At 58.3% G+C, this 26409-nt stretch carries 21 protein-coding genes and 1 tRNA gene; 16 read left to right on the top strand and 6 right to left on the bottom strand.

Annotated features, from left to right (window positions below; genetic code table 11):
• Nucleotides 1-487 precede the first annotated feature (487 nt).
• From CWI75_RS00705 to CWI75_RS00695, 3 genes are all read left to right on the top strand, one after another.
• Nucleotides 488-742, top strand: a complete 255-nt coding sequence (locus CWI75_RS00705) for a type II toxin-antitoxin system Phd/YefM family antitoxin (protein ID WP_101519551.1) — start codon at nucleotides 488-490, stop codon at nucleotides 740-742.
• Nucleotides 735-1001 carry a Txe/YoeB family addiction module toxin gene (locus CWI75_RS00700; protein ID WP_101519550.1) on the top strand — a complete coding sequence of 89 codons (267 nt, stop codon included), beginning with the start codon at nucleotides 735-737 and terminating at the stop codon, nucleotides 999-1001. The genes CWI75_RS00705 and CWI75_RS00700 overlap by 8 nt, the downstream gene beginning before the upstream one ends.
• A gap of 80 nt (nucleotides 1002-1081) precedes the next feature.
• A complete protein-coding gene (locus tag CWI75_RS00695) occupies nucleotides 1082-2353 on the top strand; it encodes an OmpA family protein (protein WP_101519549.1) in 1272 nt (423 codons plus the stop codon).
• A gap of 182 nt (nucleotides 2354-2535) precedes the next feature.
• Here CWI75_RS00695 and CWI75_RS00690 read toward each other — a convergent pair whose 3' ends face one another.
• On the bottom strand, nucleotides 2536-3681 hold the full coding sequence (locus CWI75_RS00690; RefSeq protein ID WP_162299958.1) for an aminotransferase class V-fold PLP-dependent enzyme: 1146 nt from the start codon (nucleotides 3679-3681) through the stop codon (nucleotides 2536-2538).
• A gap of 20 nt (nucleotides 3682-3701) precedes the next feature.
• Nucleotides 3702-4988 (bottom strand): sodium-dependent transporter, encoded by a 1287-nt coding sequence (locus CWI75_RS00685; protein ID WP_101519547.1) that lies wholly within the window; start codon nucleotides 4986-4988, stop codon nucleotides 3702-3704.
• Between the two features lie 218 nt (nucleotides 4989-5206).
• Between CWI75_RS00685 and CWI75_RS00680 the strand changes: the two genes are divergently transcribed.
• Together CWI75_RS00680 and CWI75_RS00675 are read left to right on the top strand one after the other, a co-directional pair.
• On the top strand, nucleotides 5207-6271 hold the full coding sequence (locus CWI75_RS00680) for a CDGSH iron-sulfur domain-containing protein (protein ID WP_101519546.1): 1065 nt from the start codon (nucleotides 5207-5209) through the stop codon (nucleotides 6269-6271).
• Between the two features lie 43 nt (nucleotides 6272-6314).
• Nucleotides 6315-8588, top strand: a complete 2274-nt coding sequence (locus CWI75_RS00675; RefSeq protein ID WP_101519545.1) for a TonB-dependent receptor — start codon at nucleotides 6315-6317, stop codon at nucleotides 8586-8588.
• A 24-nt stretch (nucleotides 8589-8612) separates the two neighbouring features.
• On the opposite strand, the gene CWI75_RS00670 is transcribed toward CWI75_RS00675, so the two are convergent.
• Entirely contained in the window at nucleotides 8613-9272 is a 660-nt protein-coding gene (locus tag CWI75_RS00670) for a TetR/AcrR family transcriptional regulator (protein ID WP_101519544.1), read from the bottom strand.
• Between the two features lie 263 nt (nucleotides 9273-9535).
• On the opposite strand from CWI75_RS00670, the gene hppD reads away from it, so the two are divergent.
• The 11 genes from hppD to CWI75_RS00615 all read left to right on the top strand — a co-directional run bounded on the left by hppD (nucleotide 9536) and on the right by CWI75_RS00615 (nucleotide 22482).
• A complete protein-coding gene (gene hppD / locus CWI75_RS00665; protein WP_101519543.1) occupies nucleotides 9536-10618 on the top strand; it encodes a 4-hydroxyphenylpyruvate dioxygenase in 1083 nt (360 codons plus the stop codon).
• Nucleotides 10619-10634: 16 nt separating this feature from the next.
• Nucleotides 10635-11630: a fumarylacetoacetate hydrolase family protein gene (locus CWI75_RS00660; RefSeq protein ID WP_101519542.1), complete on the top strand. Its 996-nt coding sequence runs from the start codon at nucleotides 10635-10637 to the stop codon at nucleotides 11628-11630.
• Nucleotides 11631-11791: 161 nt separating this feature from the next.
• Nucleotides 11792-11868, top strand: a tRNA-Met gene (locus CWI75_RS00655).
• Nucleotides 11869-11969: 101 nt separating this feature from the next.
• On the top strand, nucleotides 11970-12455 hold the full coding sequence (gene rimP / locus CWI75_RS00650) for a ribosome maturation factor RimP (protein WP_101519541.1): 486 nt from the start codon (nucleotides 11970-11972) through the stop codon (nucleotides 12453-12455).
• Complete coding sequence (gene nusA, locus CWI75_RS00645; protein ID WP_101519540.1) at nucleotides 12456-13949, top strand: transcription termination factor NusA; 1494 nt, start codon at nucleotides 12456-12458, stop codon at nucleotides 13947-13949. It abuts the gene before it with no gap.
• A gap of 66 nt (nucleotides 13950-14015) precedes the next feature.
• The gene (infB, locus tag CWI75_RS00640; protein WP_101519539.1) at nucleotides 14016-16742 is read left to right on the top strand and encodes a translation initiation factor IF-2; all 2727 of its coding nucleotides are present in this window, start codon (nucleotides 14016-14018) and stop codon (nucleotides 16740-16742) included.
• 15 nt (nucleotides 16743-16757) lie between these two features.
• The gene (gene rbfA, locus CWI75_RS00635) at nucleotides 16758-17159 is read left to right on the top strand and encodes a 30S ribosome-binding factor RbfA (protein WP_101519538.1); all 402 of its coding nucleotides are present in this window, start codon (nucleotides 16758-16760) and stop codon (nucleotides 17157-17159) included.
• Entirely contained in the window at nucleotides 17159-18088 is a 930-nt protein-coding gene (gene truB / locus CWI75_RS00630; protein WP_101519537.1) for a tRNA pseudouridine(55) synthase TruB, read from the top strand. The genes rbfA and truB overlap by 1 nt, the downstream gene beginning before the upstream one ends.
• Before the next feature lie 103 nt (nucleotides 18089-18191).
• The gene (gene rpsO, locus CWI75_RS00625) at nucleotides 18192-18461 is read left to right on the top strand and encodes a 30S ribosomal protein S15 (RefSeq protein WP_101519536.1); all 270 of its coding nucleotides are present in this window, start codon (nucleotides 18192-18194) and stop codon (nucleotides 18459-18461) included.
• Between the two features lie 60 nt (nucleotides 18462-18521).
• On the top strand, nucleotides 18522-20651 hold the full coding sequence (gene pnp / locus CWI75_RS00620; protein ID WP_101519535.1) for a polyribonucleotide nucleotidyltransferase: 2130 nt from the start codon (nucleotides 18522-18524) through the stop codon (nucleotides 20649-20651).
• Between the two features lie 265 nt (nucleotides 20652-20916).
• A complete protein-coding gene (locus CWI75_RS00615; protein WP_101519534.1) occupies nucleotides 20917-22482 on the top strand; it encodes an acetolactate synthase large subunit in 1566 nt (521 codons plus the stop codon).
• Here CWI75_RS00615 and acs read toward each other — a convergent pair.
• The 3 genes from acs to panB all read right to left on the bottom strand — a co-directional run bounded on the left by acs (nucleotide 22479) and on the right by panB (nucleotide 26406).
• Nucleotides 22479-24419 carry an acetate--CoA ligase gene (acs, locus tag CWI75_RS00610; protein ID WP_101519533.1) on the bottom strand — a complete coding sequence of 647 codons (1941 nt, stop codon included), beginning with the start codon at nucleotides 24417-24419 and terminating at the stop codon, nucleotides 22479-22481. The genes CWI75_RS00615 and acs overlap by 4 nt on opposite strands.
• An 80-nt stretch (nucleotides 24420-24499) precedes the next feature.
• Entirely contained in the window at nucleotides 24500-25384 is an 885-nt protein-coding gene (gene panC, locus CWI75_RS00605) for a pantoate--beta-alanine ligase (RefSeq protein WP_101519532.1), read from the bottom strand.
• Nucleotides 25385-25614: 230 nt separating this feature from the next.
• Nucleotides 25615-26406, bottom strand: a complete 792-nt coding sequence (panB, locus tag CWI75_RS00600) for a 3-methyl-2-oxobutanoate hydroxymethyltransferase (RefSeq protein WP_101519531.1) — start codon at nucleotides 26404-26406, stop codon at nucleotides 25615-25617.
• Between the last annotated feature and the right edge of the window lie 3 nt (nucleotides 26407-26409).

Here is a 26409-nt window from a genome sequence, read left to right as displayed (position 1 = left end):
GAGGCTGCGCTAAGGCAATACAAGCGTGATTGACACACCACTTCGAGTTGGGTTGCGCTAGGAGGTTTTTGCCGTCCAACTAATCATTGCATCGGACGTTTGGCCCGCCCTAAATTTATCAAATCCACTTTTGGTGCTATAACTCGTGCTATCCGGCTCTTGCGAATTGGAAAAGTAACATATAAAACAATACGATAGTGCTATTATTCAAGTCCCGCCTTCGCACCATCTATTTGAAATCAAAAAAGCCCTGTACTTACAGGGCTTTTTTGTGTTCGGCTGTTGCGGGTCGCGCTGATCACATTTATTGCAAATCCAGAGCCAGCGATTCGGGCAGCCAATGGCATCCCGAAGCGCTCAATGAAGAACCATCAGATGACAATGTTATTACGCATGCTGGCGGCGTTAAGTTACCAGATCGAGCACTTGCACAACATATTGTACGAGTTATACTTGCACAATATGTTGTACACGTGAGGATGAAGCCATGAAAGTGGTTAGTTTTTCGGATGCCCGAAATAGACTTAAAAGTGTTCTGGACCAGGTAGCCAGCGATAGAGATTATACGATTATTTCTCGTCGGGATGCGGATGATGCAGTCGTGATGTCCCTGGACCAATTCAATAGCCTGATGGAAACCGTGCATCTTCTCAAGAGCCCGGCGAACGCGGCGCACCTGGCTAAATCAATCAAGCAGTATCAATCCGGTAAGACTATAAGCCGCTCGTTAATAGATGGCTGACGTATTCTCATGGACTAAAGAAGCCCGGTCGGACTATCTGTATTGGCAGCGGCAGGATCGGAACACACTTCGAAGAATCAACAAGCTGATCGCGGACACTCAACGCAAACCGTTCGAGGGAGTTGGAAAGCCCGAGCCCCTGAAAGAAAATCTTTCAGGCTTTTGGTCCCGAAGAATCGATGACACCAATCGTCTCGTCTATACCATTGACGGTGGCCGGTTAACGATAATTTCTTGCCGGTATCACTATGAAAAATGACTCAAATCGGACTTTCCCTCGCTACGAACGCTTAAGTCCGACAGTCTCTTAGACCCTGCTGATGCACAAGAGGCTATGTAATGATGCGATTTCAATTTGTCAGTTGCCTGTTTGCCTGCTCGTTGGCCACTTTCCCGTTAGCCCATGCGGCTCCCGAGGGGTCGTCGGGTAAGGCCTATCCCGATGGTCATGGCGGTGAGGTGTTCTTTCCCCTTGGTGAAACGTCGTTTGCCGATGAGGTGGTTTCCTATACACCCGGAAAGCCCGATGGGGGCGAGGCTTCGTCCGATCCGTCGGTTAGCCTGGGGATACCCGATTACGTAAAAAACGAAGATGAGAGCTATTTAACCCTGGGTTGTGGGGGCGAGTTGGTGGTCCGGTTTGATGACAACAAGCTGATTGATGTGGCCGGGCCGGATCTCTACGCGTTTGAGGTAGGCCCCGATGTTGAGGCAACCGCCATGGCCGTCTCCGAGAACGGTGAAGACTGGGTGCGGGTGGGCCGTATCTCCGGTGGCAAGGCGGAGGTGGATATAGCGTCCTATGTCTCAGCCGACGATGCCTTTCGGTTTGTCAAGCTGGTGGACCTGAGGCAGGTCTGCAGCACCCGGACTCCGGGGGCGGACATTGACGCCATCGGCGCCATGGGCTCGGCGGCAAAAATTGCGCTGGACAGTGCCGTTTTGTTTGATTCCGGCGAATATCAGCTCAAACAAGGGGGCTTTGAGGCGCTGGATCAAGTGATTGCGCAGATTGACGAGCCCCGCAGCAGCCGTTTGGAGGTTGCCGGCCATACCGACAGTGTCGGCAACGCGGAATCCAACCGCGATTTGTCCAAAAACCGGGCTCGGGCCGTCGCCGATTACCTGAAGGTGAATGCCGACTTCAGTGAGGGGGCAGTGACTACCCGCGCCTATGGGGAGAACCAGCCGGTAGCCAGTAATGATACGGAGAAGGGCCGGTCGCGCAATCGCCGGGTAGAGCTGACTGTCCGGATGACGCCCCAGGTCGATGGCCCAGGGGAGCCTCTGGTGGAGATTCTGGGCATCTGGCACTCCAGGAGTAACGGCATCATTGAGCTGCAACGCCAGGGCGATCAGGTAACCGGGCACTACACCTCATCTGATGGAACGCTGGCAGGTGAGTTTGTCGAGAAAGACGTGTTTGAGGGCGTGTGGATTAAAGACAATTCCCGGAAGGCATGCGCCACTCAAAAGCAGGACAGTGAACACTGGGGTGGTATGCGGCTGGAGTTCGACTCTGCGCAGTTAGACGTTTTTACCGGCTACTGGCGTTATTGTGATGAGGAAAAAGATCGCGGGAGCTGGAGTGAGGCAAGGCGCTTGCTCTAGTCCCGGCAATCGGCGGTGTTCCAATTTCCCCATCGTCCTGCCAGGTACAGGCTGCTGGATCTGGTGATTGCCCGCCGCCAGCGTCCAGTCGTCACCCGGTAGCTCCCACCCACCCAGCTGCCAGTCGCGAATGTCCGCTTGTGGCTGGATGGGGGCAGGCCCTGGATCGTGTAACTCTGGTTTTATTCCCGCACCATCAACTCGCTGTTCTCGTCCAGCGCCTTGAAAAGCGCCTTGATATCATTTTCGTCGTTATAAAAATGCGGTGATATGCGGATATTGCCGTCCCGACAGGAGATGACGACACCGGCATCGCCCAATTGCGTGACCAGTTTCATCATGTCGGTGGAGCGCAGTGCGATCATGGCGCCGTGGGGCCAGTCGCCGGTGGCGGATATCCAGCCCCGCGCGGCGGCTTCGCGCTTAATGGCGTCGGTGACCAGCACATTCTGCCTGGTAATGGCGTCCATCCCTGTGTCATGCAGAATGTCCAGGCCTGCCCGGCAGGCGCCGATGGCGCTTACATTGGGCGTTCCATCCTCGAACCTTCGCGCCGAGTGCGCGGGCACATTGTCGGCAATGGCCATTGCCGATACGTCTTCCTGGGCAAACCAGCCGCTGGTGGTCGGCAGCAGTTTTTCTACCAGTTCGTCTTTCACGTACATATAAGCCATGCCGGCCGTACCCATCAGGTACTTGAGGTAACCGCCCAGCAGCACGTCGGCATCCAGGGCCTTCACATCAACCGGAAAGGTGCCCACCGCCTGGTAGGCATCCACGACCATCAGCGCGCCCTGGGCGTGGGCCAGCTTTGCGATGGCGCCGACGTCAAGCTTGCGCCCGTTGCGATAGCAGATGTAGGGCACGCAAACCACGGCGGTGGTTGCATCGATGGCGTTGGCAAAGAGTTCGAGTACGTTTTCGGGGTCAGTGCAGTCGTCAAGCTCAACCCGCTGAATATTTGCGCCCCGGGGCTTCTGCGCATGCCAGATCTGGGCGGTGGTCGGGAAATCATGCGATGTCACAACTACTTTATTGCGGCTGCCTGCGAAGTCCAGGCAGCTCACAAAAGCGTTGAGCCCCGCCGACAATGACGATACCAGCGCGATCTCTGAAGCCTGTGCACCGAGCAGGGTTGCGGTGCTGTCGCGCAGCATTTCCTGGTCGCCCACCCATTGTTCCCAGCAGGCCCCCCGGCTGTCGCGATCATCCAGGTATTGTTCCATCGCCCGGCGAACGGAATCGGCCAGGGCGCCGTAGGAACAGCTGTTGAGGTAGGTCTTTCTGCTTAATATGGGGAAGTGACTACGCACCGCGTTGATGTCCATGGGGTCTCTATGTCCTTGGGTTAGTGAATATAGGAAATGATCAGGATGGCCAGAATGACGACGGGAACTACCCATTTCAGCCAGATGAACAGGAAATCCGTGAGCGTACTGGCACCGAATTCGCTGACTACCGCCACCTGCTTGAGCCGCCAGGTAAGCCCGATAATGGCCAGCGCACTGCCAAGTGCCAGCATGCCCGATCCGAACAGCAGGTCCATCACCGCCACTGCACCGGGGTTGAAGCCCGGGATGATCATGATCAGCGCCTCTACCACTCCAAATACGATGATAGTGCGTTTGCGGTTCAGGCCGTGGGTGGTTTCGTCGTCGCTGATACTGCCGAAAACGACTTCCAGAGCGGCAAGGCCGGATAAGAAGGCCACCAGCAGGAGTGCCAGGAGGAAAAAGGAGCCGACCATGCGTCCGTTTTCCATCTGCGCGAACAGCTGCGAGAGTGACTCGAACAACAGGGTTGGGCCGGCCGCGGGGCTGATACCGTAAACGAGGATGGTCGGGAAAATAAACATGGCCGCCAGCAGGGCGGCGCTGGTGTCGGCGGTCGCGGTGGCTATCGCGCCACGCCAGAGTGACGCCCCACGGCTGAGGTAACTGCCGTAGATGACCATGATGGTGCCCCCCAGGCCAACGGAGAATACGGCCTGGCCGAGGGCGGCAAATACCGAGGTCGGCGTGATCTGGGAAAAATCCGGTGTCAGGAAGAGCCGCATTTTTTCTGGCGCACCCTCCAGGCTGAGCGTCTGGAAAGTCAGGTAGATGATCACCAGGAAGAAAAAGGGCACGAACAGCTTGCTGACGCGCTCGATGCCCTCGTGCAAGCCCCGGTAAGCCACCCAGAGGATACCGGCAAGCACAGCCAGTGCCAGCAGGTAGCGGGTGGGCCCGTGGTCCAGCTGCTGTACGAAGGCCTGCTGGTGTTCACCGGTAAAGCCGGTTGCGAATGACGTCCAGGTCATCAGCGCAACATTGCCGATCACAACGAGGTAATAAGAGCCGGAGCAGAGCATGCCCAGAACCAGGATGTAGCCCAGCACCCGCCCGCTCCGCGGCCCATAGCAGTCGGCAAAGGCGGTGATGGTGCCGCCGCGGGAGCGCCGCCCCAGGGCCCATTCGCCGGTGAGTGCGGGAACTGCAATCAGCAGTACGAACAGAAGGTAGATCAGCAGGAACGCACTGCCGCCATAGGACCCCATCATGTAGGGGAAGCGCCAGATGTTGCCGAGCCCGATTGCGGCCCCTGCCATCGTCAGGATGGCCGCCAGAGAGGATGAAAATTGCTGCCGCGGCATGTGTCTCCCGGTTTCTTATAGTGAGCTTGCAGGCAAGCGAGTCAGGCAGTAGCTTGTTGGCCAACTTAGCACAGTGGCTTTTTCGGGTAGATTCTTTTTTAGGGCGCGCGCCCTATTTAGAACAAACACCCTAATCTAAAGTTGAAATAAGTTGGGCATTAAGAGATGTTGTTTTAAACATGAAATGATCGAATGTCGGGAGCGCAAGGACAGAACGTATGGATGAGCCGGTAATCGTTCAACCCAAGCCGTATCACGTCACTGTGGAAGCAGGTAAGCGTTACCTGTGGTGCAGTTGCGGCCTTAGCAAGACCCAGCCTTTTTGCGACCAGTCTCATGTCGGGACAACCTTCCGGCCAGTGCTCTACACCGCGACCGATACCCGCTCGATGTTGTTTTGTGGCTGCAAGCATACTCGGGAGCAGCCCTTCTGTGATGGTTCGCACAACAACCTGGTGGATGAGTATATTACCGATGACCGGCCGCGTGAGGTATTGCTGGCCCAGACTGACGTCGCCCCGTTCGACGAGGCTGGCAAGGCGCTGCTCGACGGCGGCTGTTTTGTGCGCCGGCACGACCAGTTGCAATGGGTGACCCGCGGGGGTCTCTCTATGGCGCCGATTATCAGCGGCAGCGATGGTGCTGAATTTATCGCCCAGTCGGCCGTAAAGCTGGAGGTCGGGAAAAGCGAAGTATTCAGTGCCGGCGAGGCGGAAGTCGTGCTTTTTTGCCTGGCCGGAGAAGGCATGGTAACGATTTCAGGCAAAGAGTTCCCCCTGCGACCGAACGGCGGCGCCCTGATCCGCAAGGGCGAGGCGTTCCGCATTACCGGGGACAATAATGCTTCAGAACCCCTGCACCTGCTGATGACATTATGTCCCGGGGACACCAGCCTGGATATCATCGACAGCATGCCGGATCACTTTGATACGCGGTATGCCGAGCGCACGGCGATATACGACGAATCCTCCCGTAAAGCCATGGCCGACCGCTTCTACCAGGTGCTCATTGGCGAAGGCACAGGGAGCGATGAGGTAAGCCAGTTTATAGGCGAAGTCCCGCAGTCCAAGGCGGCGCCGCACCGGCACCTGTACGAGGAAGCCATTGTTATACTGTCCGGCCACGGCACTCTCTGGACGGAAACCCTGCGAGCGCCGGTTCGCGCCGGCGACCTGATTTTTCTGCCCGCCAGGCAGGAGCATTCGCTGGAGTGCGAGAGCCCCGCGGGCATGATGCTGGCCGGACACTTCTATCCGGCCGGAGAGCCCAATATTAATTACTGATACCAGATGCTGATACCACGTCTGCAATTACGGAGAGCGACCAATGACGATAATAAAAGAACCCCGACATACCACCACAAGAAAGCTCGGTTCCGCAGCGATACTCGCTGTCTCGGTAGCAAGCGCAACGCAGTCCCTGGCGCAGGGGCTGGAAGAGGTCGTTGTTACTGCCAGTAAAATGGGTGCAAGCAGTGTCCAGGATCTGGCCAATATCGTCAGTGTGCTGGGCGCCGACGAGCTGAAAACACGGGGCGCCTTCGAATTTACCGAATTCGCCGGTAGTGTCCCGGGTCTCCAGTTCCAGGATCTGGGGCCGGGTGACAAGGAATTCATCATTCGCGGCGTCAATTCCTCGGGGCCGTCAACCGTAGGCTTTTATTTCGACGAGGCAGTGATAACCGGCAGTAACGCGCAGGACGGTGGTGGCCGCAACCCGGATATCAAACTTATCGACCTTGAACGGATCGAGGTGCTCAACGGTCCCCAGGGTACCCAGTACGGCGCCAACTCAATGAGCGGCCTGATCCGCTATGTGCCCGCCAAGCCCAACTTCGACGGGCTCTCGGGCGAGATCGCCATCGACCTCAGCGATACCGACGAAGGCAGTGATAACCAGCTTTACTCCGGGGTGATTAATGTTCCCCTCATCGATAATGTGCTGGCCGCCCGTGCTGTGGCCTGGCGCGTCGACAACAGTGGCTGGATTGACCAGTCGCGCGCTATCGGCGGGCCCTATGAAGATGTCAACGATGAGGAGACCAATGGCGGCCGGCTGATGTTGCGCTACACCCCGACTGACCGCTTGAGTATCGATGCCAGCTACCTGCGGCAGGAGACCGAAGCCGGCGGCAGCTCCCGCTACACGCCAAAAGGTGTCACCAGTTTCGGCAGCGTCGATGCCGGCTTCCCGCCCATCACCGCTTCCTCGGATTATGAGAATACCGATATTACCCGCAGTCCCTGGGACGACGAGATGGACCTGTTCAGTCTCACCGCCTCCTACCGTTTCGACAGCGGCTTACTGACGGCCACCGCAAACCAGTTCAATCGCGACATTCATTTCAACTTTGATTCTTCGCCCATCCTCTTTTTCTTTGGCGTGCCGGTTCCCGGGATTACCTCGCAGCCGCAAAGCCGGGAAATATTCTCTGGTGAAATCCGCTTTGCCTCGACCTTTGACGGCCCCCTGCAGTTCCTGGTGGGTGCCTTCATGCAGCGTGAAGATACCGAATTTGCGGTCAATGTGGTCACGGTTAACGAGAACGGCCTTGCGGATCCGTTCATTCCAGGGCCCAACAATAATGCACTCGGCCCCGACGGCGGCACCACCTTCTTTGGGCGCTATGTCAGTGGCGACCTGGAACAGAACGCCTATTTTGGCGAGATATCCTATGACATCAACGATGACCTTGAGCTGACAGTGGGTGGCCGTTACTTCGATTCTACCCTGGAGTCCACGGAAGGTACGTTACACGATTTCGGCTCCGCCGCGGCGCTGGGGCCATTCAGCAACAAGGATGACGAGGACAAGTTTACCGGTAAGGTCAGCCTGTCCTACCGCCCGACTGATACCCTGAATATCTATGGCACGGTATCCCAGGGGTTTCGTGTGGGTGGCCTTAACCAGGCCGACATCAGCTTTACCGAGAACGTGCCGCCCTCGTATGGGGCAGACGAGCTCATCAACTACGAGCTCGGTGTGAAATCCCAGCTCGCCGGCGGCCGGGTGTCGCTGCAGGGCGCCATCTACCAGATAGTCTGGGAGGACATGCAGGTACAGACGCTCGACGTGCAAAGTGGTATTCCTTTCATCACCAACGCGGGTGAATCCGAGATCAATGGCCTGGAATTCAATGTGAATGCGACCGTCACCGAGGCGCTGGACCTGCAGTTCGGGCTGACACTGGTTGACGCGGAGCTGACCGAAGACCAGCCGTTTGTGGACGAGGGCGAGGATCGCGGTTTTGTCGGTGACAGCATTCCGAACATTCCCGATGTCCAGGGCTTCGCGGCGCTGACCTATACTACTCCACTGTCAATGGGTGAACTCAAGCTGCGCGGCGACGTTACCTACCGTGGCGAGGCTGATACCCGATTTGATACGGCCAGTCAGTTCAACCGCGAACTGGATGCCTACTCGCTGGTTAACCTGAGGGCTTCCCTGACCTTGTCGAACGACATTGAGCTGACTGTTTACGGCAAGAATGTGACCAATGAGCAGGCAGAGTTTGATGCGATTGCGAGCGTACAGGATCCGCTGGCTGTCGTGGGATCGCGGCCCCGCACCCTGGGTATTGGTATTCGCAAGAACTTCTAGCCCGGCGCCGCGCCCGCGAAAAGCTCAGGGGCTTTCTGCGGGCTCCTCTGGCGAGGCCACTGAAAACAGGTGTAGTGAATCCGGGATGGCGCGCAGCGCCGTCTCGGTCATCACCGGTTTGAACACCTGCAATATGAGCTGGTAGCCCTCCTGCATGGTAGCCATGTCCACGGTATCATTTTCTACCCGCACGAAGCTGAGCCAGAAGTCGGAAACGATCCAGGAAATACGGATCAGGTTGCGCAGCTCGTCATCTGTCAGTCCGGGCTGTAGCACTCCCGCTTCTGCCAGCGCTTTGAAAAACCGGAATACCTTGTCCATTCGCTGGCGCCGTACCTGGTTGAAGCGGAATTTCAGCTCGGGATCGTTCGCCAGCAATATGTTGAGTTCCTGGTAAAAGAACCGGTAGCGCCATATAAGACGATACTGGCGCAGGGTCATCCAGGCCATGTGGTCCAGGGTCGGGCGGGTTTCATCATCTGACCAATTGCGAATCTCTGCCTCCATCTGGTTCCAGATATCGAAAACGATCTCTTCCTTGGATGCGTAATGGTAGTGCAGGTTACCTTTGCTGACGCCCGCGGCCTCTGCGATCCGGTTACTGGAAACCCTGGATGCGCTCGCCTCATTGAACAGGTTTATCGCCGCTTCCAGGATTTTTGTCTGTGTCTCGCGTGTAGCCATAAACCGCCAAGCTCCAGTGTCCGGGAAACGAAAGGGATGATAACAACCGGCCGCGGCACGCGACACGAGTGATGCATATCAACGCGCTATAAGGCCGTCTTCGGGGAGTGCAACGATAACGTAGGTGCGGACAGCGGTCGACAGCGGAAAGGGAAATAGCCGATATGGTTTCACTTGAAACTATATCCAGTGGGCCGTTATACTTTCGGGCCTGGTTGTCCCGGCTCCTCCGACGGCATCCGAATTAAAAAGTGAGACAGCTGATGGCAGACCTGTTTGAAAACCCCATGGGCCTGGACGGTTTCGAATTCGTGGAATTTACCGCACCTGAGAAAGGCGTCCTGGAGCCGGTGTTCGAGGCAATGGGGTTTACCCGCGTTGCAGCCCACCGCACCAAGGATGTTGCGCTCTGGCGCCAGGGTGACATCAATTTTGTAGCCAATTACGAGCCTTACAGCCACGCCTGGTATTACGCGCGCGAACATGGCCCCTCTGCCTGTGGCATGGCGTTCCGGGTGAAGGATGCCACCGCTGCTTATAACCGGGCCCTGGAGCAGGGGGCGCAGCCGGTTCAGGTTGAAACCGGCCCCATGGAGTTGCGTTTGCCGGCCATCCGCGGCATCGGCGGCGCCACCCTGTACCTGATCGACCGTTATGTCGAAGGCCAGAGTATCTACGATATCGATTTTCACTGGCTGGACCCATCGGTGCGCAAGCCCGGGGGCCTTGGTTTTCATACCCTGGATCACCTGACCCATAACGTCTACCGTGGCCGGATGAGCTACTGGACCCGTTACTATGAAGAGCTGTTCAATTTCCGCGAGATCCGCTATTTCGACATCAAGGGTGAGTACACCGGCCTGCTGTCCCGGGCAATGACCGCTCCCGACGGCAAGATTCGTATTCCGCTCAATGAGGAGGCCAAAGGTGGTGGCCAGATTGAGGAGTTCCTGATGGCCTACAATGGCGAGGGTATTCAGCATATCGCCCTTGCCTGTGATGATCTCCTGGCCTGCTACGATCGCCTCAAGGCGGCCGGCATGACCTTCATGCCGGCACCGCCGCCAACGTACTATGAGATGCTGGATGAGCGCCTGCCCGGCCATGGCGAGCCTGTTGGGGAGCTGCAGTCGCGCGGTATACTGCTGGACGGAACTACTGATGGTGAGTCGCCCCGGTTGTTGCTGCAGATATTTTCGGCCAACCTGCTGGGCCCGGTATTCTTTGAGTTTATCCAGCGCAAGGATGACGACGGCTTTGGTGAGGGTAACTTCAAGGCCTTGTTTGAATCCATAGAGCGGGACCAGGTAGCGCGCGGCGTTGTCGGTGACAGTTCAACCACTTGAATCAGGAGAAAAACAGGTGAAATTAGCGTCTTTAAAGCAGAATCGTGATGGTGCCCTGGTGGTTGTCGCGAGTGATTTGCAGCGCATGCTGCCCACTGGGCTGACCCTGCAGCAGGCGCTGGATGACTGGGATGAGCACCTGCCGGCCCTGCAAGCGCTGGCGGAACAGGTGAATGGCGGTGCCGGCCAGGCATTTGACCAGCTGCATTGCGCGTCGCCGTTACCGCGGGCTTACCAATGGGCGGACGGTTCTGCCTATGTGAATCACGTGGAGCTGGTGCGCAAGGCGCGTGGTGCGGAAATGCCACAAAGCTTCTGGACCGAGCCACTGATGTACCAGGGCGGCTCGGATACGTTCCTGGGCCCTCGCGACCCGATCATGATGGCGGATGCAGACTGGGGAATCGACTTCGAGGGTGAAGTGGCCGTTATCACCGGCGATGTGCCCATGGGTGCCACCCTCGAACAGGCGGCAGCGTCGATTCGCCTGGTGATGCTGGTTAATGATGTGTCACTGCGCAACCTGATCCCGGCGGAGCTCGGCAAGGGTTTCGGCTTTTTTCAGTCCAAGCCGTCCAGCGCCTTCAGCCCGGTGGCGGTAACGCCGGATGAGCTGGGTTCGGCCTGGGATGGTGGTCGCCTGCACCTGCCCCTGTTGGCTGCCCTGAACGGCCGCCCCTTTGGCATGGCCAATGCCGGTGTCGACATGACCTTTGATTTCCCCACACTGGTAGCGCATGCGGCGAAAACCCGGCCCCTGTCGGCGGGTAGCATTGTCGGTTCGGGTACTGTATCCAACAAGGACGGCGACGGTTCCCCGGGACGCCCGATTGCAGAGGGCGGGCTGGGCTATAGCTGCATTGCGGAAATTCGCATGATTGAAACCATCAGCAATGGCAAGCCGACCACCCCGTTCATGCAGTTTGGTGACAGGGTGCGGCTGGAAATGCTGTCACTGGACGGTAACAGTATTTTTGGCGCCATTGATCAGGAGGTTGTGCGCTACGAGTGAGCGGTTAAAGCGTCGGCGACCTAAAAAGAATGGTTTTAGGGTCGCCGGGTGGTTGACCAATCAATCTTGCGACCCTATAATTCACAACCTCGAATTTGGGCTGCAACAGGAAGCAGCTCATAGTGAAGTGCCAAGGGGCCTTCAGTTCGAGAAAGCTTTGATGCGGGGTGGAGCAGCCTGGTAGCTCGTCGGGCTCATAACCCGAAGGTCGTCGGTTCAAATCCGGCCCCCGCTACCAACATACGTGTCGTCCGCTCCAATAATTGACGTCACGTTTCGCGAAAGCCCCTTTATGGGGCTTTTTCGTTTCTGCAAAGTGCAGTTTTTACGGGAGTAGGTGTGGCAACCAGGCAACAGGAACTATTCGATCTGCTGGAGCCTTCAGTGGTCGCCCTGGGCTATGAGCTCTGGGGCATCGAGTATGTGTCCCAGGGAAAGCACAGCGTCCTGCGCCTTTATATCGACGCGGAGAACGGCATTACCGTGGATGATTGTGCCGCGGTCAGTAGCCACGTCAGTGGCATTCTGGACGTGGAAGACCCCATTCCCGGTGAGTATTCCCTGGAGGTGTCATCCCCTGGCATGGACCGCATACTGTTCCGACTCGAACAATATGCGGCCTATGCAGGTGAAGTGATTGAATTGCGCCTGCGCAGGCCCTTTGACGGGCGGCGTAATTTCAAGGGCGTACTGCAAGGTATTGAGGGTGATGATGTGGTGGTCCGGGTTGACGACCACGAGTATCTGTTACCCTACGACGCGATTGAAAAGGCGCGTATTCATCCCCGCATCGAGGATGCGGTCAGTGATCTGGCGAGGCATTAAATGAGTAAAGAAATTTTATTGGTGGCGGAAGCTGTCTCGAACGAAAAAGGGGTGTCTGAAGACATCATTTTCGAGGCCATTGAGCTTGCACTGGCAACCGCAACCAAGAAGCGCTACGACGAAGATGCCGATATTGAGGTCACTATTGACCGCAAAACCGGCGACTATGTCACGGTGCGTCGCTGGCTGGTGGTTCCCGATGATGAAATGGCCTTGCTGGGCACCCAGCTCACTACTGAGGAAGCCATAGAGAAAGATCCCGGCCTCAAGCCGGGGGACGTTTATGAAGAGCCTGTAGAGAACGTCGGCTTTGGTCGTATCGCCGCCCAGACCGCCAAACAGGTGATTGTCCAGCGAGTACGCGATGCCGAGCGCGACCAGGTGGTTGAGCAGTATCGTCACCGCGTTGGCCAGCTGGTTGCGGGTACGGTCAAGAAGGTGACCCGCGATAATGTGATTGTCGACCTGGGCAATAACGCCGAGGGGTTGTTGCCGCGCGAGCAACTGGTTGGCCGCGAAACATTCCGGGTGAACGACCGGGTGCGCGCAATCCTCCAGGACATCAGTACCGAGAGTCGCGGTCCGCAGCTCATGCTCAGCCGCTCCTGCCCGGAAATGATTATTGAACTGTTCAAGATTGAGGTTCCGGAAATCGCCGAGGAAGTTATCCAGATTCGGGCCGCGGCGCGCGATCCGGGTTCCCGGGCGAAAATTGCGGTCAAGACCAACGACCAGCGCATCGACCCGGTCGGCGCTTGTGTTGGTATGCGCGGTTCACGGGTGCAGGCAGTATCCAATGAGCTCGATAACGAGCGGGTAGATATTATCCTCTGGGATGACAACCCGGCACAGCTGGTTATCAACGCCATGTCCCCGGCGGAAGTGGAGTCGATTGTTGTCGACGAAGACAGCGGCACCATGGATGTTGCGGTAGCCGCGGACAACCTGGCGCAGGCGATAGGGCGTTCGGGGCAGAATGTCCGGCTGGCCAGTGAGCTGACCGGCTGGACCATTAATGTCATGAGTACCGAGGAGGCTTCGGAAAAACACGAGGCGGAATCCGGCCAGATTATCCAGAGGTTTGTGGAGCACCTGGACATTGATGACGATATTGCGGAAATCCTGGTCGAAGAGGGCTTTACCACACTGGAAGAAGTAGCCTATGTGCCGCTTGAAGAAATGACAGCGATTGAAGGTTTCGACGAAGAAATAGCCGAGGAGTTGCGTGCCCGGGCCAAGGATGCGCTGTTGACCCAGGCGATCGCCTCCGAAGAACAGCTCGGGGCCAACGAGCCGGCTGCGGATTTGCTGGAAATGGAAGGCATGGATCGTCACCTGGCCTACATTCTGGCCAGTCGTGGGGTGGTAACCATGGAAGACCTGGCGGAACTGGGTGTAGACGAGCTTATGGATATTCCGGATATGACTGAGGAGCGCGCCGGTGAGCTGATCATGACAGCACGCGCACCCTGGTTTGCCGAGGAGAGTGAATAGGCCAGTGTGATCTGGCGACTCAGCCTCAAGGCATCAGGGCTTCACAGGATTTTAGGAGAATATTGAATGGCGGAAGTGACAGTACAACAACTTGCAGAAACAGTGGGGGCACCCGTTGAACGTCTGCTCACGCAGATGAAAGAAGCAGGCCTGCCTCACGGCTCTGCGAGCCAGGTTGTGTCGGAAGAAGACAAGCAGACCTTGTTGGCGTTTCTCAAGCGTAGTCATGGCGAATCGACCGATGAGCCGCGGCGCATCACGCTCAAGCGCAAGACGTTGAGCACGCTGCGGACATCCGGGTCCCAGGGCAAGAAAACCGTTAACGTTGAGGTACGTAAAAAGCGTACTTACGTGAAGCGCGATGCTGAAGGCCCTGAATCGGAAATGCAGGATGTCGCAGCGGCGGAGGCCGCGGCGCGGGAAGAAGAGCGCGCCGTAGCGGAAGCCCTGGCATCCGCGGAGGCCAAGGTTATAGCCGACGCGGCGGCGGAAGCCGAGCGCCAGCAAGAGGCAGCGGCTGCGGCTGCGGCTGCGGCAGCAGTGCCGGAACCGGTAGTCGAGCCAGAGCCCGAACCTGAGCCCGAGCCCGAGCCGGTAGATGAGAAGGATCTCGATCCCGAGGTTATCCGCCAGCGTGCGGCAACCCGGCGCATGGCCAAGGAAGCTGAAGAGCTGGCGGCACGTAAAGCCGCTGCCGAGGCGCGCACGGCTGAGGAAGAACAGCTCAAGGCTGAGGCTGCGGCCAAGGTGGAACGTGAAAGCGAGGCTGCCAAGCGTCCCAAGCGCCTGCACGAAGCCCCGGCTCCAGCTTCTGCCCAGACCGAAGAACAGCGCAAGAAAGCCGCGCGTGGCCGTCTCGGTCGCAATGCCCCGGCGGGCCGTGGCAAGCAGCGTGGTCACAACCTGTCGCTGTCGGATCTGGAGTCCGCGGAGTCGGGTGTGGGGCGTCGTCGCGGTAGTCGCAAGAAAGTCCGCGCTGGTGGTGGTGCTCATGCCGAGCATTCCAAGCATGGTTTTGAAATGCCGACTGAAAAGAAAACCTATGAAGTAGAGCTCGCCGACATGACGTCGGTTGGCGGTCTTGCGCAACAGATGTCGGTCAAGGCCGGCACTGTAATCAAGGAGCTGATGAAGCTCGGTGTGATGGCCACCATCAACCAGATGATCGATCGCGATACCGCGATCCTGCTCGTTGAGGAGATGGGCCATGTGCCCGTATTGATCAGTGCCGATGCGCTGGAAGAAAAGCTTGAGGAAACTTTGTCCCTGCACGAGGGCACGCTGGAGCCACGGGCTCCGGTCGTCACCGTGATGGGTCACGTCGACCACGGCAAGACCTCGCTGCTGGATTACATCCGCAAGGCGAAGGTGGCATCCGGCGAGGCGGGTGGTATTACCCAGCATATCGGTGCCTACCATGTGGAAACCGGCCACGGCATGATTTCCTTCCTCGATACGCCCGGCCACGCCGCCTTCACCTCAATGCGGGCGCGCGGTGCCCAGGCCACGGATATCGTGATCCTGGTAGTTGCTGCGGATGACGGTGTGATGCCACAGACCGAGGAAGCGGTGAAACACGCGCGCGCAGCCAAGGTACCGTTGATCGTGGCGATCAACAAGATGGACAAGGAAGGCGCAGATCCGGATCGGGTCAAGAACGAGTTGGCGGGCAAGGATGTTATCCCCGAGGACTGGGGTGGTGACACCCAGTTTATTGAGGTCTCCGCCCACACGGGTGACGGTATCGACGATCTGCTGGATGCGGTTTTGTTGCAGGCGGAAGTACTGGAACTGCAGGCGGCACGGGATGTGCCGGCGCAGGGCATCGTCATCGAGTCGCGGCTGGACAAGGGCCGGGGCCCCGTGGCCTCGCTGCTGGTACAGAGCGGCACTTTGCGCCAGGGCGATATCGTCCTGGCAGGGCTGCAGTACGGCCGGGTGCGCGCCATGCTGGACGAAAACGCCCAGCCGGTTACGACCGCCGGCCCCAGTATCCCGGTGGAGATTCTGGGCCTGGACGGTACGCCGGATGCCGGTGACCTGTTTGCGGTCGTCGAAAGCGAGAAGCGTGCCCGTGAAGTGGCTACTTTCCGCCAGGACAAGACCCGGGAATCCAAGCTGCAGCGTCAGCAGGCGGCCAAGCTCGACAATATGTTCGAGAGCATGACCGCGGGCGAGAAGAAAACGCTCAATGTGGTTATCAAGACCGATGTACGCGGCTCGCTGGAAGCTATTCAGTCGGCGCTGCTTGACCTGGGTAATGAAGAAGTACAGGTCAACATCGTTTTTGGCGGCGTCGGCGGTATTGCCGAGACCGACATCAACCTGGCGATTACATCGCGTGCCGTCGTGTTTGGTTTCAATGTACGGGCGGATAACGCGGCCCGGCGCCTGGTCGAAAGCGAAGGCGTCGATATGCGCTACTATAATGTCATTTACGACCTGATTGACGACGTGAAAGCGGCGCTGACCGGGATGCTGGCACCGGAGATGCGTGAGCAGATCCTCGGCATCGCCGAAGTGCGCGATGTCTTCCGTTCACCGAAGTTCGGCCTGATTGCAGGCTGCATGGTAACCGAGGGCACGGTGTATCGTTCGCGGCCGATCCGGGTCCTGCGTGATAACGTGGTGATCTACCAGGGCGAACTCGAGTCTCTGCGTCGCTTCAAGGAAGAAGCCAACGAAGTCCGCAACGGTGTGGAGTGCGGTATCGGCGTCAAGAACTACAATGACGTAAAGGTCGGTGACCTGATTGAAGTCTTTGAAGTGAAGGAGATTGCCCGTTCTCTCTAGACGGGCAAGCAACTTATGGCCAAAGAGTACAGTCGCACCCAGCGCGTTGCGGACTATTTGCAGCGCGAGCTTGCCCAACTGATCCAGCGGGAGCTTCGTGATCCGCGCATCGGTATGGTCAGTATTACCAGCGTCGACGTCAGCCGCGATATGGGTTACGCCAAGGTGTATTTTACCCGGCTGGGCAGCGATTCCGCTGAAGAGGCAAAAGAGACTGCTGAAGTACTTAACAAGGCGGCCGGGTTTTTGCGTAGCCAGGTGTCCCGGGACAGCAGCATGCGCAGTGTGCCGCAGCTGAGATTTTATTTTGACGCCAGTGTAGACCGAGGTCGGGAGCTGGAAGACCTCATCCGTCGCGCTGCCGATTCCGACCGTGACCTGGGTTTGCGCGAAGACGACGCCGGCGAGGAAAAGTAATGGCGAGGCAGCGCCGGGGCCGCCTGGTCGATGGTATTCTGGTGTTGGACAAGCCGTTGGGGATAAGCTCCAACAGGGCACTGCAGTGCGTCAAGCGGTTATACACGGCGGCGAAGGCCGGCCACACCGGCAGCCTGGATCCATTGGCCACCGGGGTTTTGCCCTTGTGTTTTGGAGAGGCGACCAAGTTTTCGCAGTACCTGCTGGATGCCGACAAGGCCTATACCAGTACCTTTGTATTGGGAGAGCGCAGAAGTACCGGTGACGCCGAGGGTGAAGTGCTGGCTGTTCACGATGCCGGCGGTTTGACCGAAGCCGAAGTGAATGCCGCACTGGTGGCATTTCGGGGCGAGATCGAGCAGATACCATCAATGTATTCTGCCATCAAGCACGAGGGACAGCCGCTGTATAAACTGGCCCGCAAGGGCCTGGAAGTGGAGCGCAAGCGCCGCCGGATAACGGTTTTCGAGCTGCAACTGCGGGCATTTCGTCCCGGCGAGAGAGCCGAGATTGATGTGTATATCGAGTGCAGCAAGGGTACGTATGTGCGCTCGATCGCCGAGGACCTGGGCGAAGCCCTGGGTTGCGGCGGCCATGTCAGTGCCTTGCGGCGCACCAGGGCGGGGCCTTTTACACTGGAGGACAGCGTCACCCTGGAAACACTGGAGGCGCTCAGGAATAATGATCAGCAGTCCGCGATGGATGAGCTGCTGATGCCGGCAGACACGGTGCTGGGGGGCTTGCCCCTGGTGCGCCTGACTGAATCCGGTGGGTTTTACCTGCGCCAGGGCCAGCCGGTACTGGTGCCAAACGCGCCTCAAAATGGTATGGTGCGCGTCGCGCTGGAAACTGGTGAGTTTCTGGGTGTAGGAGAAATGTTGGACGATGGGCGCGTTGCGCCGCGTCGACTGATAGTCACCTCGGGGTGACGCGAACCTGTCTGTAAATCTGCACGGACAGGCTCTTTTTATTCATGGTCGCTGGGCTACCAAAGGCTCGGCGGCAAGGGCAGATTAAATAAAGGAAACAGACATGGCTTTATTAGTTGAGAAGAAAGCGGAAATCGTTAAAGAGTACCAGACAAGTGAAGGTGACACCGGGTCTCCGGAAGTTCAGGTTGCACTGCTGACAGCAAACATTATTCAGCTGCAGAGTCACTTTCAGGAACACAAGCACGACCATCATTCCCGTCGCGGTCTGATCCGTATGGTCAACCAGCGCCGCAAGCTGCTGGATTACCTGAAGCGCAAGAACGTTGCGCGTTACACCGATCTGATCAAGCGACTCGGTCTGCGTCGATAAGCGCTACCACATACCGGGGCCATGTGCCCCGGTAGTCATATATAGAATTGGAGAAACATAGTGAATCCAGTAACAAAAACATTTCAGTACGGTGGCCAGACGGTCACTCTGGAAACCGGCCGAATCGCCAGGCAGGCGACGGGCGCGGTTCTGGTGACCATTGAAAATACCGCAGTCCTGGTGACCGTTGTCGCCGAGAGAACCGCCAAGCCGGGTCAGCCCTTTTTTCCGCTCGGCGTGCATTACGGCGAAAAAACCTATGCGGTCGGCAAGATACCCGGCGGTTTTTTCAAGCGTGAAGGCCGCCCCAGCGAAAAGGAGACGCTCACCTCGCGTCTCATCGACCGTCCCATTCGCCCGCTGTTCCCGAAAGGCTTCATGAACGAAGTGCAGGTCATCTGTTCGGTGATGTCCGCGGACAAGCAGGTTGACCCCGATATCGCGGCGATGATCGGCACCTCGGCGGCACTGGCGATTTCCGGTTGCCCGTTCAATGGCCCCATCGGTGGTGCCAGGGTTGGCTTTACCGAAGAACGCGGTTACATGCTGAACCCGACCTATGCCGAACTGGCCGACAGCAAGCTCAACATGGTTGTTGCCGGTACCGCCGACGCGGTACTCATGGTCGAGTCGGAAGCGAAAGAACTGTCTGAAGACCAGATGCTGGGCGCGGTGCTGTTTGCGCACCAGGAAATGCAGGTGGTTGTGCAGGCAATCAATGAACTGACCGCAGAAGCGGGCAAGCCGCGCTGGGACTGGCAGCCCGCCGAGTTTCCGGAAGGCCTGGTCGAAGCGGTTGAACAACAGGTCAAGAACGAGCTGGGTGAAGCGTATCGTATCACTGAGAAAGCCATTCGTTATGACCGTGTGAGCGAAATTCGCAACGCCTGTGTTGAAGCACTGGCAGTAGAAGGCGGCCCGTCCGCTGACGACGTCAAGGATGTCTTCAAAAGCGTTGAGAAGAACCTGGTTCGCAAGCGTATTCTTGCCGGTGAGCCACGTATCGATGGCCGTGATACCCGGACCGTTCGCGCTATCGCCTGTGAAGTGGATATCCTGCCAAAAGTACACGGGTCAGCGCTGTTCACCCGGGGTGAAACCCAGGCGATTGGTGCTGTCACGCTGGGGTCCACCCGCGATAGCCAGATCATCGACGCCCTGGAAGGCGAGCGCCGCGATCCGTTCATGCTGCATTACAACTTCCCTCCCTACTCCGTAGGCGAAGCCGGCCGGGTTGGTTTCACCAATCGTCGCGAAGTGGGCCACGGTCGTCTTGCCCGTCGCGGCCTGGCGGCAGTGCTGCCCAGTGAAGAAGCGTTCCCGTATACCATTCGCCTGGTGTCCGAAATCACCGAATCCAACGGCTCCAGCTCCATGGCGTCGGTCTGTGTCGGCTCCCTGGCAATGATGGCAGCGGGCGTACCTTTGAGCGCCCCGGTTGCCGGTATCGCCATGGGCCTGGTCAAGGAAGGCAACCAGTTTGCTGTGCTGACCGACATTCTCGGTGATGAAGATCACCTGGGTGACATGGACTTCAAGGTGGCCGGTACTGCCGCGGGCGTGACCGCCCTGCAGATGGACATCAAGATCGAAGGTATCAACGAGCAGATCATGGACATTGCTCTGCAACAGGCGCAACAGGCCCGTTTGCACATTCTGGGACAGATGAACACGGTACTGGCCTCTGCACGTACCGTAACGTCCGAGAATGCACCGAGCATGATCACCCTCAAGGTTGATGCGGACAAGATCCGTGACATCATCGGTAAGGGCGGTGCCACCATCCGCGCCATCACCGAGGCCTCTGGTGCCACCGTGGACATCGACGACAGCGGTACCGTGCGTGTGTTTGGCCAGGACCAGGCATCGCGTGATAAAGCGGTAGCAATGATCGAGGAAATCACCGCGGAAGCGGAAGTTGGCGCAGTCTACCGGGGCACCGTTGCCCGGATCGTGGACTTCGGCGCATTCGTCAATATCCTGCCCGGCAAGGATGGCCTGGTACACATCTCCCAGATCGCGAATGAGCGGGTGGAAAATGTGTCAGATCACCTGAAGGAAGGCCAGGAAGTGGACGTGAAGGTTCTCGATGTCGACCAGCGTGGTCGCATCAAGCTGTCCATCAAGGAGCTGCTGGAAGAAACCGACACCGGCAGCGCTGAAGCTACAGAGGAAACCGACGAGAGCTGAACCTCTCGCCGGCACCAAAAAAGGGGGGTACCAAACGGTATCCCCCTTTTTTTTGCTATCGGGTAGAGCAGCAGGCTCCCCCTCCTGGTGGATGCCGAAGAATTGCCGTTATTTTTTGGTGGGGAGTGGTTTCGGTGACGATACAGTACACTGGTGGAAGCCGTCGCAGCTGCATGGTATTGAGTGAACAGTATTGCGTGATGCAATGACGCCCTCTGGAAGCGAGTCGTCAGCGTAACCGGTAACAAGACACGAGGAACGAGCAATGAATGGTGCAGAGAGCTTGATTACGACCCTGGTGAATAGCGGGATAGATACGTGCTTTACCAATCCCGGAACCTCGGAAATGCATTTCGTGGCGGCCCTGGACGAGGTCGAGGGCATGCGTGCCGTGCTGTGCCTGTTTGAGGGTGTTGTCAGCGGTGCCGCCGATGGTTATGCACGCATGGCGGGAAAGCCGGCTGCGACCTTGTTACACCTTGGCCCGGGCCTTGGCAATGCCCTGGCCAATATCCACAATGCCAAAAAAGGCCATATCCCCATGGTCAATATCGTCGGCGATCACGCTACTTACCACCTGGCTTACGATGCGCCGCTCACGTCTGATATTGCCGGTATAGCCGCTACCGTGTCGCACTGGGTGCACTCCTCACCAGGCCCGGAGAAGATTGCCGGTGACGCCGCCGAGGCAGTGCGCCAGGCCGGGCTGGACCGGGTTGCGACCCTTATACTGCCGGCAGACGTGTCCTGGGGGGACAATCCTGCCGGGGCTGCTGCAGCGATAACCATTTCCGGTCCGGAAATGGTGCCGGCGGAGCGCCTGCAGCAGGCGGTTGCAATGCTGCGCTCGGGCAAGCGCACGGTAATCATGATTGGCGGTCGCGAGGTCACCGGCGAGCAGACCCTGCTGTTGAGCCGGATTGGCAAGGCCACCGGCGCGCGGGTGATGACCGAGACATTCCCCTCCCATGTTCGCCGGGGCGCGGGTACCGGGGTCGTGGAGCGCCTGCCCTATCTCGCCGAGCTGGCCATTGACCAGCTCAAGGATACCGAGCAACTTATTTTACTGGGCGCGGATGCCCCCGTGTCGTTTTTTGCCTACCCGGACGTACCCAGCGTCATTGCTCCCGAAGGGTGCGAAGAACTGGTTCTCGCGGAACCCGATGAGGATATTCAGCAGGCACTCGAAGCCTTGCTGGAACAGCTCGACGCGATTCACGTTGCGCCTGACGTTCACCCTCTGGAAGTCCCTGCACTGCCCTCAGGCGCACTCGATGTGAGCTCCATAGCGCAGGCGTTGTCCCATTGCCTGCCGGAAAATGCCATTGTCGTGGACGAGGGGATTACCTCCGGCCTGGCCTGTTTCCCAATGACCGCCAATGCCCGTTCCCATGATTGGCTGAACCAGACCGGTGGTTCCATCGGCTGGGGCCTGCCTACTGCCGTAGGTGCTGCCGTCGCCTGCCCCGAGCGCGAAGTGATCTGCCTTGAAGGTGATGGCAGTGCGATGTACACCATCCAGGCGCTATGGACGATGGCCCGGGAGCAGCTTGATATCACCGTGGTGATCTTCAATAATCGCAAATACAGTATTCTCGAGCTGGAGTTTGCGCGCACCGGCGCGCGTGGCGGCAAACCCGGGCCCAAGGCGGCGAGTTCACTGGATATAGGGTCACCGGATATGGACTTCGTTGCCATGGCGCAGGGGATGGGTGTTACCGCCACTTGCGCCCTGACAGCCGAGGACTTTGGTGCCCAGCTTACTGAAGCACTGGCGGACGCTCGGCCACGGTTGATTGATGCCCGGATAGCGCCGCTGCAATTGGGTTAACTCTCCGGGTGCACGCGATTGGCCACCAGGTGGTCAACCACTGACGGGTCGGCGAGGGTGCTGATATCCCCCAGGTTGCCGACCTCGTTTTCGGCGATTTTGCGCAGGATGCGGCGCATGATTTTCCCGGACCGCGTTTTGGGCAGCCCGGGTGCCCACTGGATCACATCCGGCTTGGCAATGGCCCCGATTTCCGTCGCACAGAGTGCTACCAGCTCAGCGCGCAGCGATTCCGAGGGCTCCACTCCATCCATCGGGGTGACGAAGCAGTAGATGCCCTGGCCCTTGATGTCGTGGGGGTAGCCCACCACGGCGGCCTCGGCGATATCCTCATGTAACACCAGTGCGCTCTCGATTTCGGCGGTTCCCATGCGGTGCCCGGAGATGTTGAGCACATCGTCTACCCGGCCGGTAATCCAGTAGTAGCCGTCCTGGTCCCGGGTGGCTCCATCGCCGGTAAAATAATAACCGGGATAATGGCTGAAATAGGTCTCGACCATGCGTTGATGATCGCCATAGATGGTGCGGATCTGGCTTGGCCAGGAGGACTTTATGACCAGGTAGCCGGCACCGGCGCCCTCGATTTCGGCGCCCCCTTCATCAAGCAGGGCAAGTTCAACACCAAACATGGGCATGCTGGCGGCGCCGGGCTTGAGGTCGGTTGCGCCAGGCAGGGGGGTGATCATCTGGGCGCCGGTTTCAGTCTGCCACCAGGTATCCACGATCGGGCAGCGGGAATCTCCCACGACCCGGTAATACCATTCCCAGGCTTCCGGGTTGATCGGCTCGCCGACCGAACCAAGCAGGCGCAGGCTGTCCCGGGAGCTGCGCTTGACCGGCGCGTCCCCCACGGCATGAAGGGCCCGGATAGCGGTGGGGGCGGTGTAAAAGGTATTTACCTGGTGCTTGTCCACGATCTCCCAGCAGCGGCCCGCATCCGGGTAGGTGGGAACTCCCTCGAACATCAGCGAGATGGCGCCGTTGGCCAGGGGGCCATACAGGATATAGGTGTGACCGGTTACCCAACCGACATCCGCGGTACACCAGAAGACTTCACCTTCGCGGTAGTCGAATGTGTATTTGAAGGTCATCGCTGCCTGTAGCAGGTAGCCGCCGGTGGTATGCAGGACCCCTTTGGGCTTGCCGGTGGAACCCGAGGTATAGAGAATGAACAGAGGGTCCTCTGCATCCATGAGTTCCGGCGAACACTCACGTGCGACCTCTGTCGTGGCCTCGTGGTACCAGATGTCGCGGCCTTCCTGCCACGCCTGTGTGGAACCGGTTACCCGCACTACCAGGCAGGTATGAACGTTGGGACAGGAGGTCAGTGCGGTATCGACATTGGTCTTCAGGGGCACAACCTTGCCACCCCGGCGACCCTCGTCAGCGGTGATGACCGTGCGGCAGTCCGCATCCAGGATACGGTCGGTAATGGCAGTGGGGGAAAAGCCGCCGAATACCACGGAATGGATGGCACCGATGCGCGCACAGGCGAGCATGGCGTAGGCTGCCTCGGGAATCATCGGCATGTAGATACACACTCGATCACCCTTACCGACCCCCCGTGCCCGGAGCACGTTGGCCAGTCGGCAGACCCGCTCGTGCAGCTGGGAGTAACTGATATGTTCGCTGTCGGCGGGATTGTCGCCCTCCCAGATCAGCGCGGTCTGCCCGGCCCGCTCGGGCAGGTGTCGATCGATGCAGTTGTAGCTGACATTGAGTTTGCCGCCGCCAAACCAGCGCGCTTCGCCCTTGCTGAAATCACCCTCAACCACGGTATGCCAGGGCTGGTCCCAGGACAGGAACTCAGTTGCCATGTCGGCCCAGAAGCCGTCCCGATCATCAATCGAACGCTGGTACAGTGCGGCGTAGGTCTTCGCATTGATATGCGCGTCGGCAAAATGGGGGGGAACCGGGTGGATGGGAAACTCGGACATGGGCAACGCTCTCTGCTGTTTTATTACTGGAGAGCGGATAATACTATCCTTGCTCACAGGTGCAAGCGAAGGGCCCCGGTTCAGGGGGAGGCGAGCATGCCCCAGTCCGATACCGGGTTCAGCGCCAGGCGAACATTATCAATCAGGCGGGTAGAGCCCAGGCGTGCCGCGGCCAGGATGGCAATTTCTTCGGTGTTCTCGTTAACCGCGCGCAAAGTACGTGCATCACGTATGGCAAAGTAGTCGGGCTCAAAGCCCGCCTGTAACAACTGCATCCGGGCGTGGGATTCCAGCTGCAGGAAGTTGTCGAAACCACAGGCAATGGCATCCCGACAGCTGAGCAGGGTAGCGTGAATCAAAGGCGCAACCCGTCGCTGTTCGGGGGTGAGGAAGCTGTTGCGCGAGCTTTTGGCAAGCCCGTCAGTATCACGCGCGGTGGCGACACCTTCAATTCGCACGGGAATACACAGGTCCTTGACCATTTTGCGGACAATGGACAATTGCTGGAAATCCTTCTCCCCGAATACCGCTATGGTCGGCTGGACAATGTTGAACAGTTTGTTGACGACAGTGGTAACACCGGTGAAGTGACCGGGACGGCTGGTGCCGCAGAGGGTTTCTGAGAGATCCGGCACCTGCACCTGGGTTTGCAAATCCATGCCTTCGGGATAGATATCGGCCGCTCCGGGTATAAACAGGAACTGCACACCCTCTGCGAACAGTTTTTCCTTGTCGGCCGCTAGAGTTCGGGGGTAGGCATCCAGGTCTTCACTGGGACCGAATTGCAGGGGATTGACAAAAATACTGACCACGACAATGTCGCAAAGGCTGCGAGCGTGGCGTGTGAGATCCAGGTGTCCCTCGTGCAAATTGCCCATGGTGGGCACAAACGCGATGGTCTGGCCCTGTTGCCGGCAGTCCCGGAGTGCTGTCTGCAGCTGTGTAATACTGGTAAAAGTTCTCATATCTATATAACCCCCGCAGTACGGAAAGGGTGACACGAGACCGGAACAATCTGGTCGTCAGGCTTCATCAACTGCTGACAGTATGATGGAAGGTTGGGCAGTATGCCCCATGGGTAGATGGCCAGCAACGGATTTTCGCTGAAAGTTCGCCGCTTTTTGTTACCAAACAACCCGTTACTGATGGTCGTAACATCGTTGTATGTGAGCGCTCACTGCTATGGGAGGTCTTGCTAAAGGTAGGTGTGTTCGTCGCGGGGATACTCGCCCGCTTTCACTGCGGCGACGAAGGCCTGCAACGCGCTCTGGATAGTGTTTTGTCCTTCCATGAAGTTTTGCACGAAGCGGGCACTGTGCTGGGATAGCCCCAGCAGATCGTGCATCACCAGTACCTGGGCATCCGTGCCGGCGCCCGCGCCAATACCGATAACCGGGATATCCAGCTTTTCACTGATGTCGGTCGCCAGGTGGGCCGGGATACATTCCAGCACCAGCAGGCTGGCTCCGGCATCCTGGATCTCCACGGCATCCGCGAGGATGGACTTGGCCTCCTTGGGGGTGCGGCCCTGTACGCGAAAACCACCGAGCGCGTTAACCGATTGCGGAGTGAGACCAAGGTGCGCGCAGACCGGGATGCCGCGCTCAACCAGTTTCGAGATGGTGTCGGATAGCCAGGTGCCTCCCTCCATCTTGACCATCTGCGCACCCGCTTGCATGAGCCGGGTTGCATTGGTCATCGCCTGTTTGGGATTGGCGTAGGTCATGAAAGGCATGTCGGCTATGACCAGCGAGTTGGGATTGCCACGACACACGCACTGGGTGTGATATTCCATATGCTCGACGGTAACCGGGATAGTGCTGTCGTGACCCTGCAGGACCATGCCCAATGAGTCGCCGACCAGAATAGTCTCTGCCCCGGCTTCGGAAACCAGGCGTGAGAAGGTCGCATCATAGGCCGTTATGCAAACGAACTTGTCCCCGGAGGCCTTCATCTTATCCAGGGTACTGATGGTGATTTTGCCCATGCG

The organism is Kineobactrum sediminis, assembly GCF_002868715.1.
In the GTDB taxonomy this organism is placed as follows: domain Bacteria; phylum Pseudomonadota; class Gammaproteobacteria; order Pseudomonadales; family Halieaceae; genus Kineobactrum; species Kineobactrum sediminis.
This window is presented reverse-complemented; position numbering and strand designations above follow the sequence as displayed.

Bases quoted from the DNA above. Each gene is read 5' to 3' on its own strand.
- CWI75_RS00705 (WP_101519551.1), top strand. From the start codon at position 488: ATGAAAGTGGTTAGTTTTTCGGATGCCCGAAATAGACTTAAAAGTGTT.
- CWI75_RS00700 (WP_101519550.1), top strand. From the start codon at position 735: ATGGCTGACGTATTCTCATGGACTAAAGAAGCCCGGTCGGACTATCTG.
- CWI75_RS00695 (WP_101519549.1), top strand. From the start codon at position 1,082: ATGATGCGATTTCAATTTGTCAGTTGCCTGTTTGCCTGCTCGTTGGCC.
- CWI75_RS00690 (WP_162299958.1), bottom strand. From the start codon at position 3,681: ATGGACATCAACGCGGTGCGTAGTCACTTCCCCATATTAAGCAGAAAG.
- CWI75_RS00685 (WP_101519547.1), bottom strand. From the start codon at position 4,988: ATGCCGCGGCAGCAATTTTCATCCTCTCTGGCGGCCATCCTGACGATG.
- CWI75_RS00680 (WP_101519546.1), top strand. From the start codon at position 5,207: ATGGATGAGCCGGTAATCGTTCAACCCAAGCCGTATCACGTCACTGTG.
- CWI75_RS00675 (WP_101519545.1), top strand. From the start codon at position 6,315: ATGACGATAATAAAAGAACCCCGACATACCACCACAAGAAAGCTCGGT.
- CWI75_RS00670 (WP_101519544.1), bottom strand. From the start codon at position 9,272: ATGGCTACACGCGAGACACAGACAAAAATCCTGGAAGCGGCGATAAAC.
- hppD (WP_101519543.1), top strand. From the start codon at position 9,536: ATGGCAGACCTGTTTGAAAACCCCATGGGCCTGGACGGTTTCGAATTC.
- nusA (WP_101519540.1), top strand. From the start codon at position 12,456: ATGAGTAAAGAAATTTTATTGGTGGCGGAAGCTGTCTCGAACGAAAAA.
- infB (WP_101519539.1), top strand. From the start codon at position 14,016: ATGGCGGAAGTGACAGTACAACAACTTGCAGAAACAGTGGGGGCACCC.
- rbfA (WP_101519538.1), top strand. From the start codon at position 16,758: ATGGCCAAAGAGTACAGTCGCACCCAGCGCGTTGCGGACTATTTGCAG.
- truB (WP_101519537.1), top strand. From the start codon at position 17,159: ATGGCGAGGCAGCGCCGGGGCCGCCTGGTCGATGGTATTCTGGTGTTG.
- rpsO (WP_101519536.1), top strand. From the start codon at position 18,192: ATGGCTTTATTAGTTGAGAAGAAAGCGGAAATCGTTAAAGAGTACCAG.
- CWI75_RS00615 (WP_101519534.1), top strand. From the start codon at position 20,917: ATGAATGGTGCAGAGAGCTTGATTACGACCCTGGTGAATAGCGGGATA.
- acs (WP_101519533.1), bottom strand. From the start codon at position 24,419: ATGTCCGAGTTTCCCATCCACCCGGTTCCCCCCCATTTTGCCGACGCG.
- panC (WP_101519532.1), bottom strand. From the start codon at position 25,384: ATGAGAACTTTTACCAGTATTACACAGCTGCAGACAGCACTCCGGGAC.
- panB (WP_101519531.1), bottom strand. From the start codon at position 26,406: ATGGGCAAAATCACCATCAGTACCCTGGATAAGATGAAGGCCTCCGGG.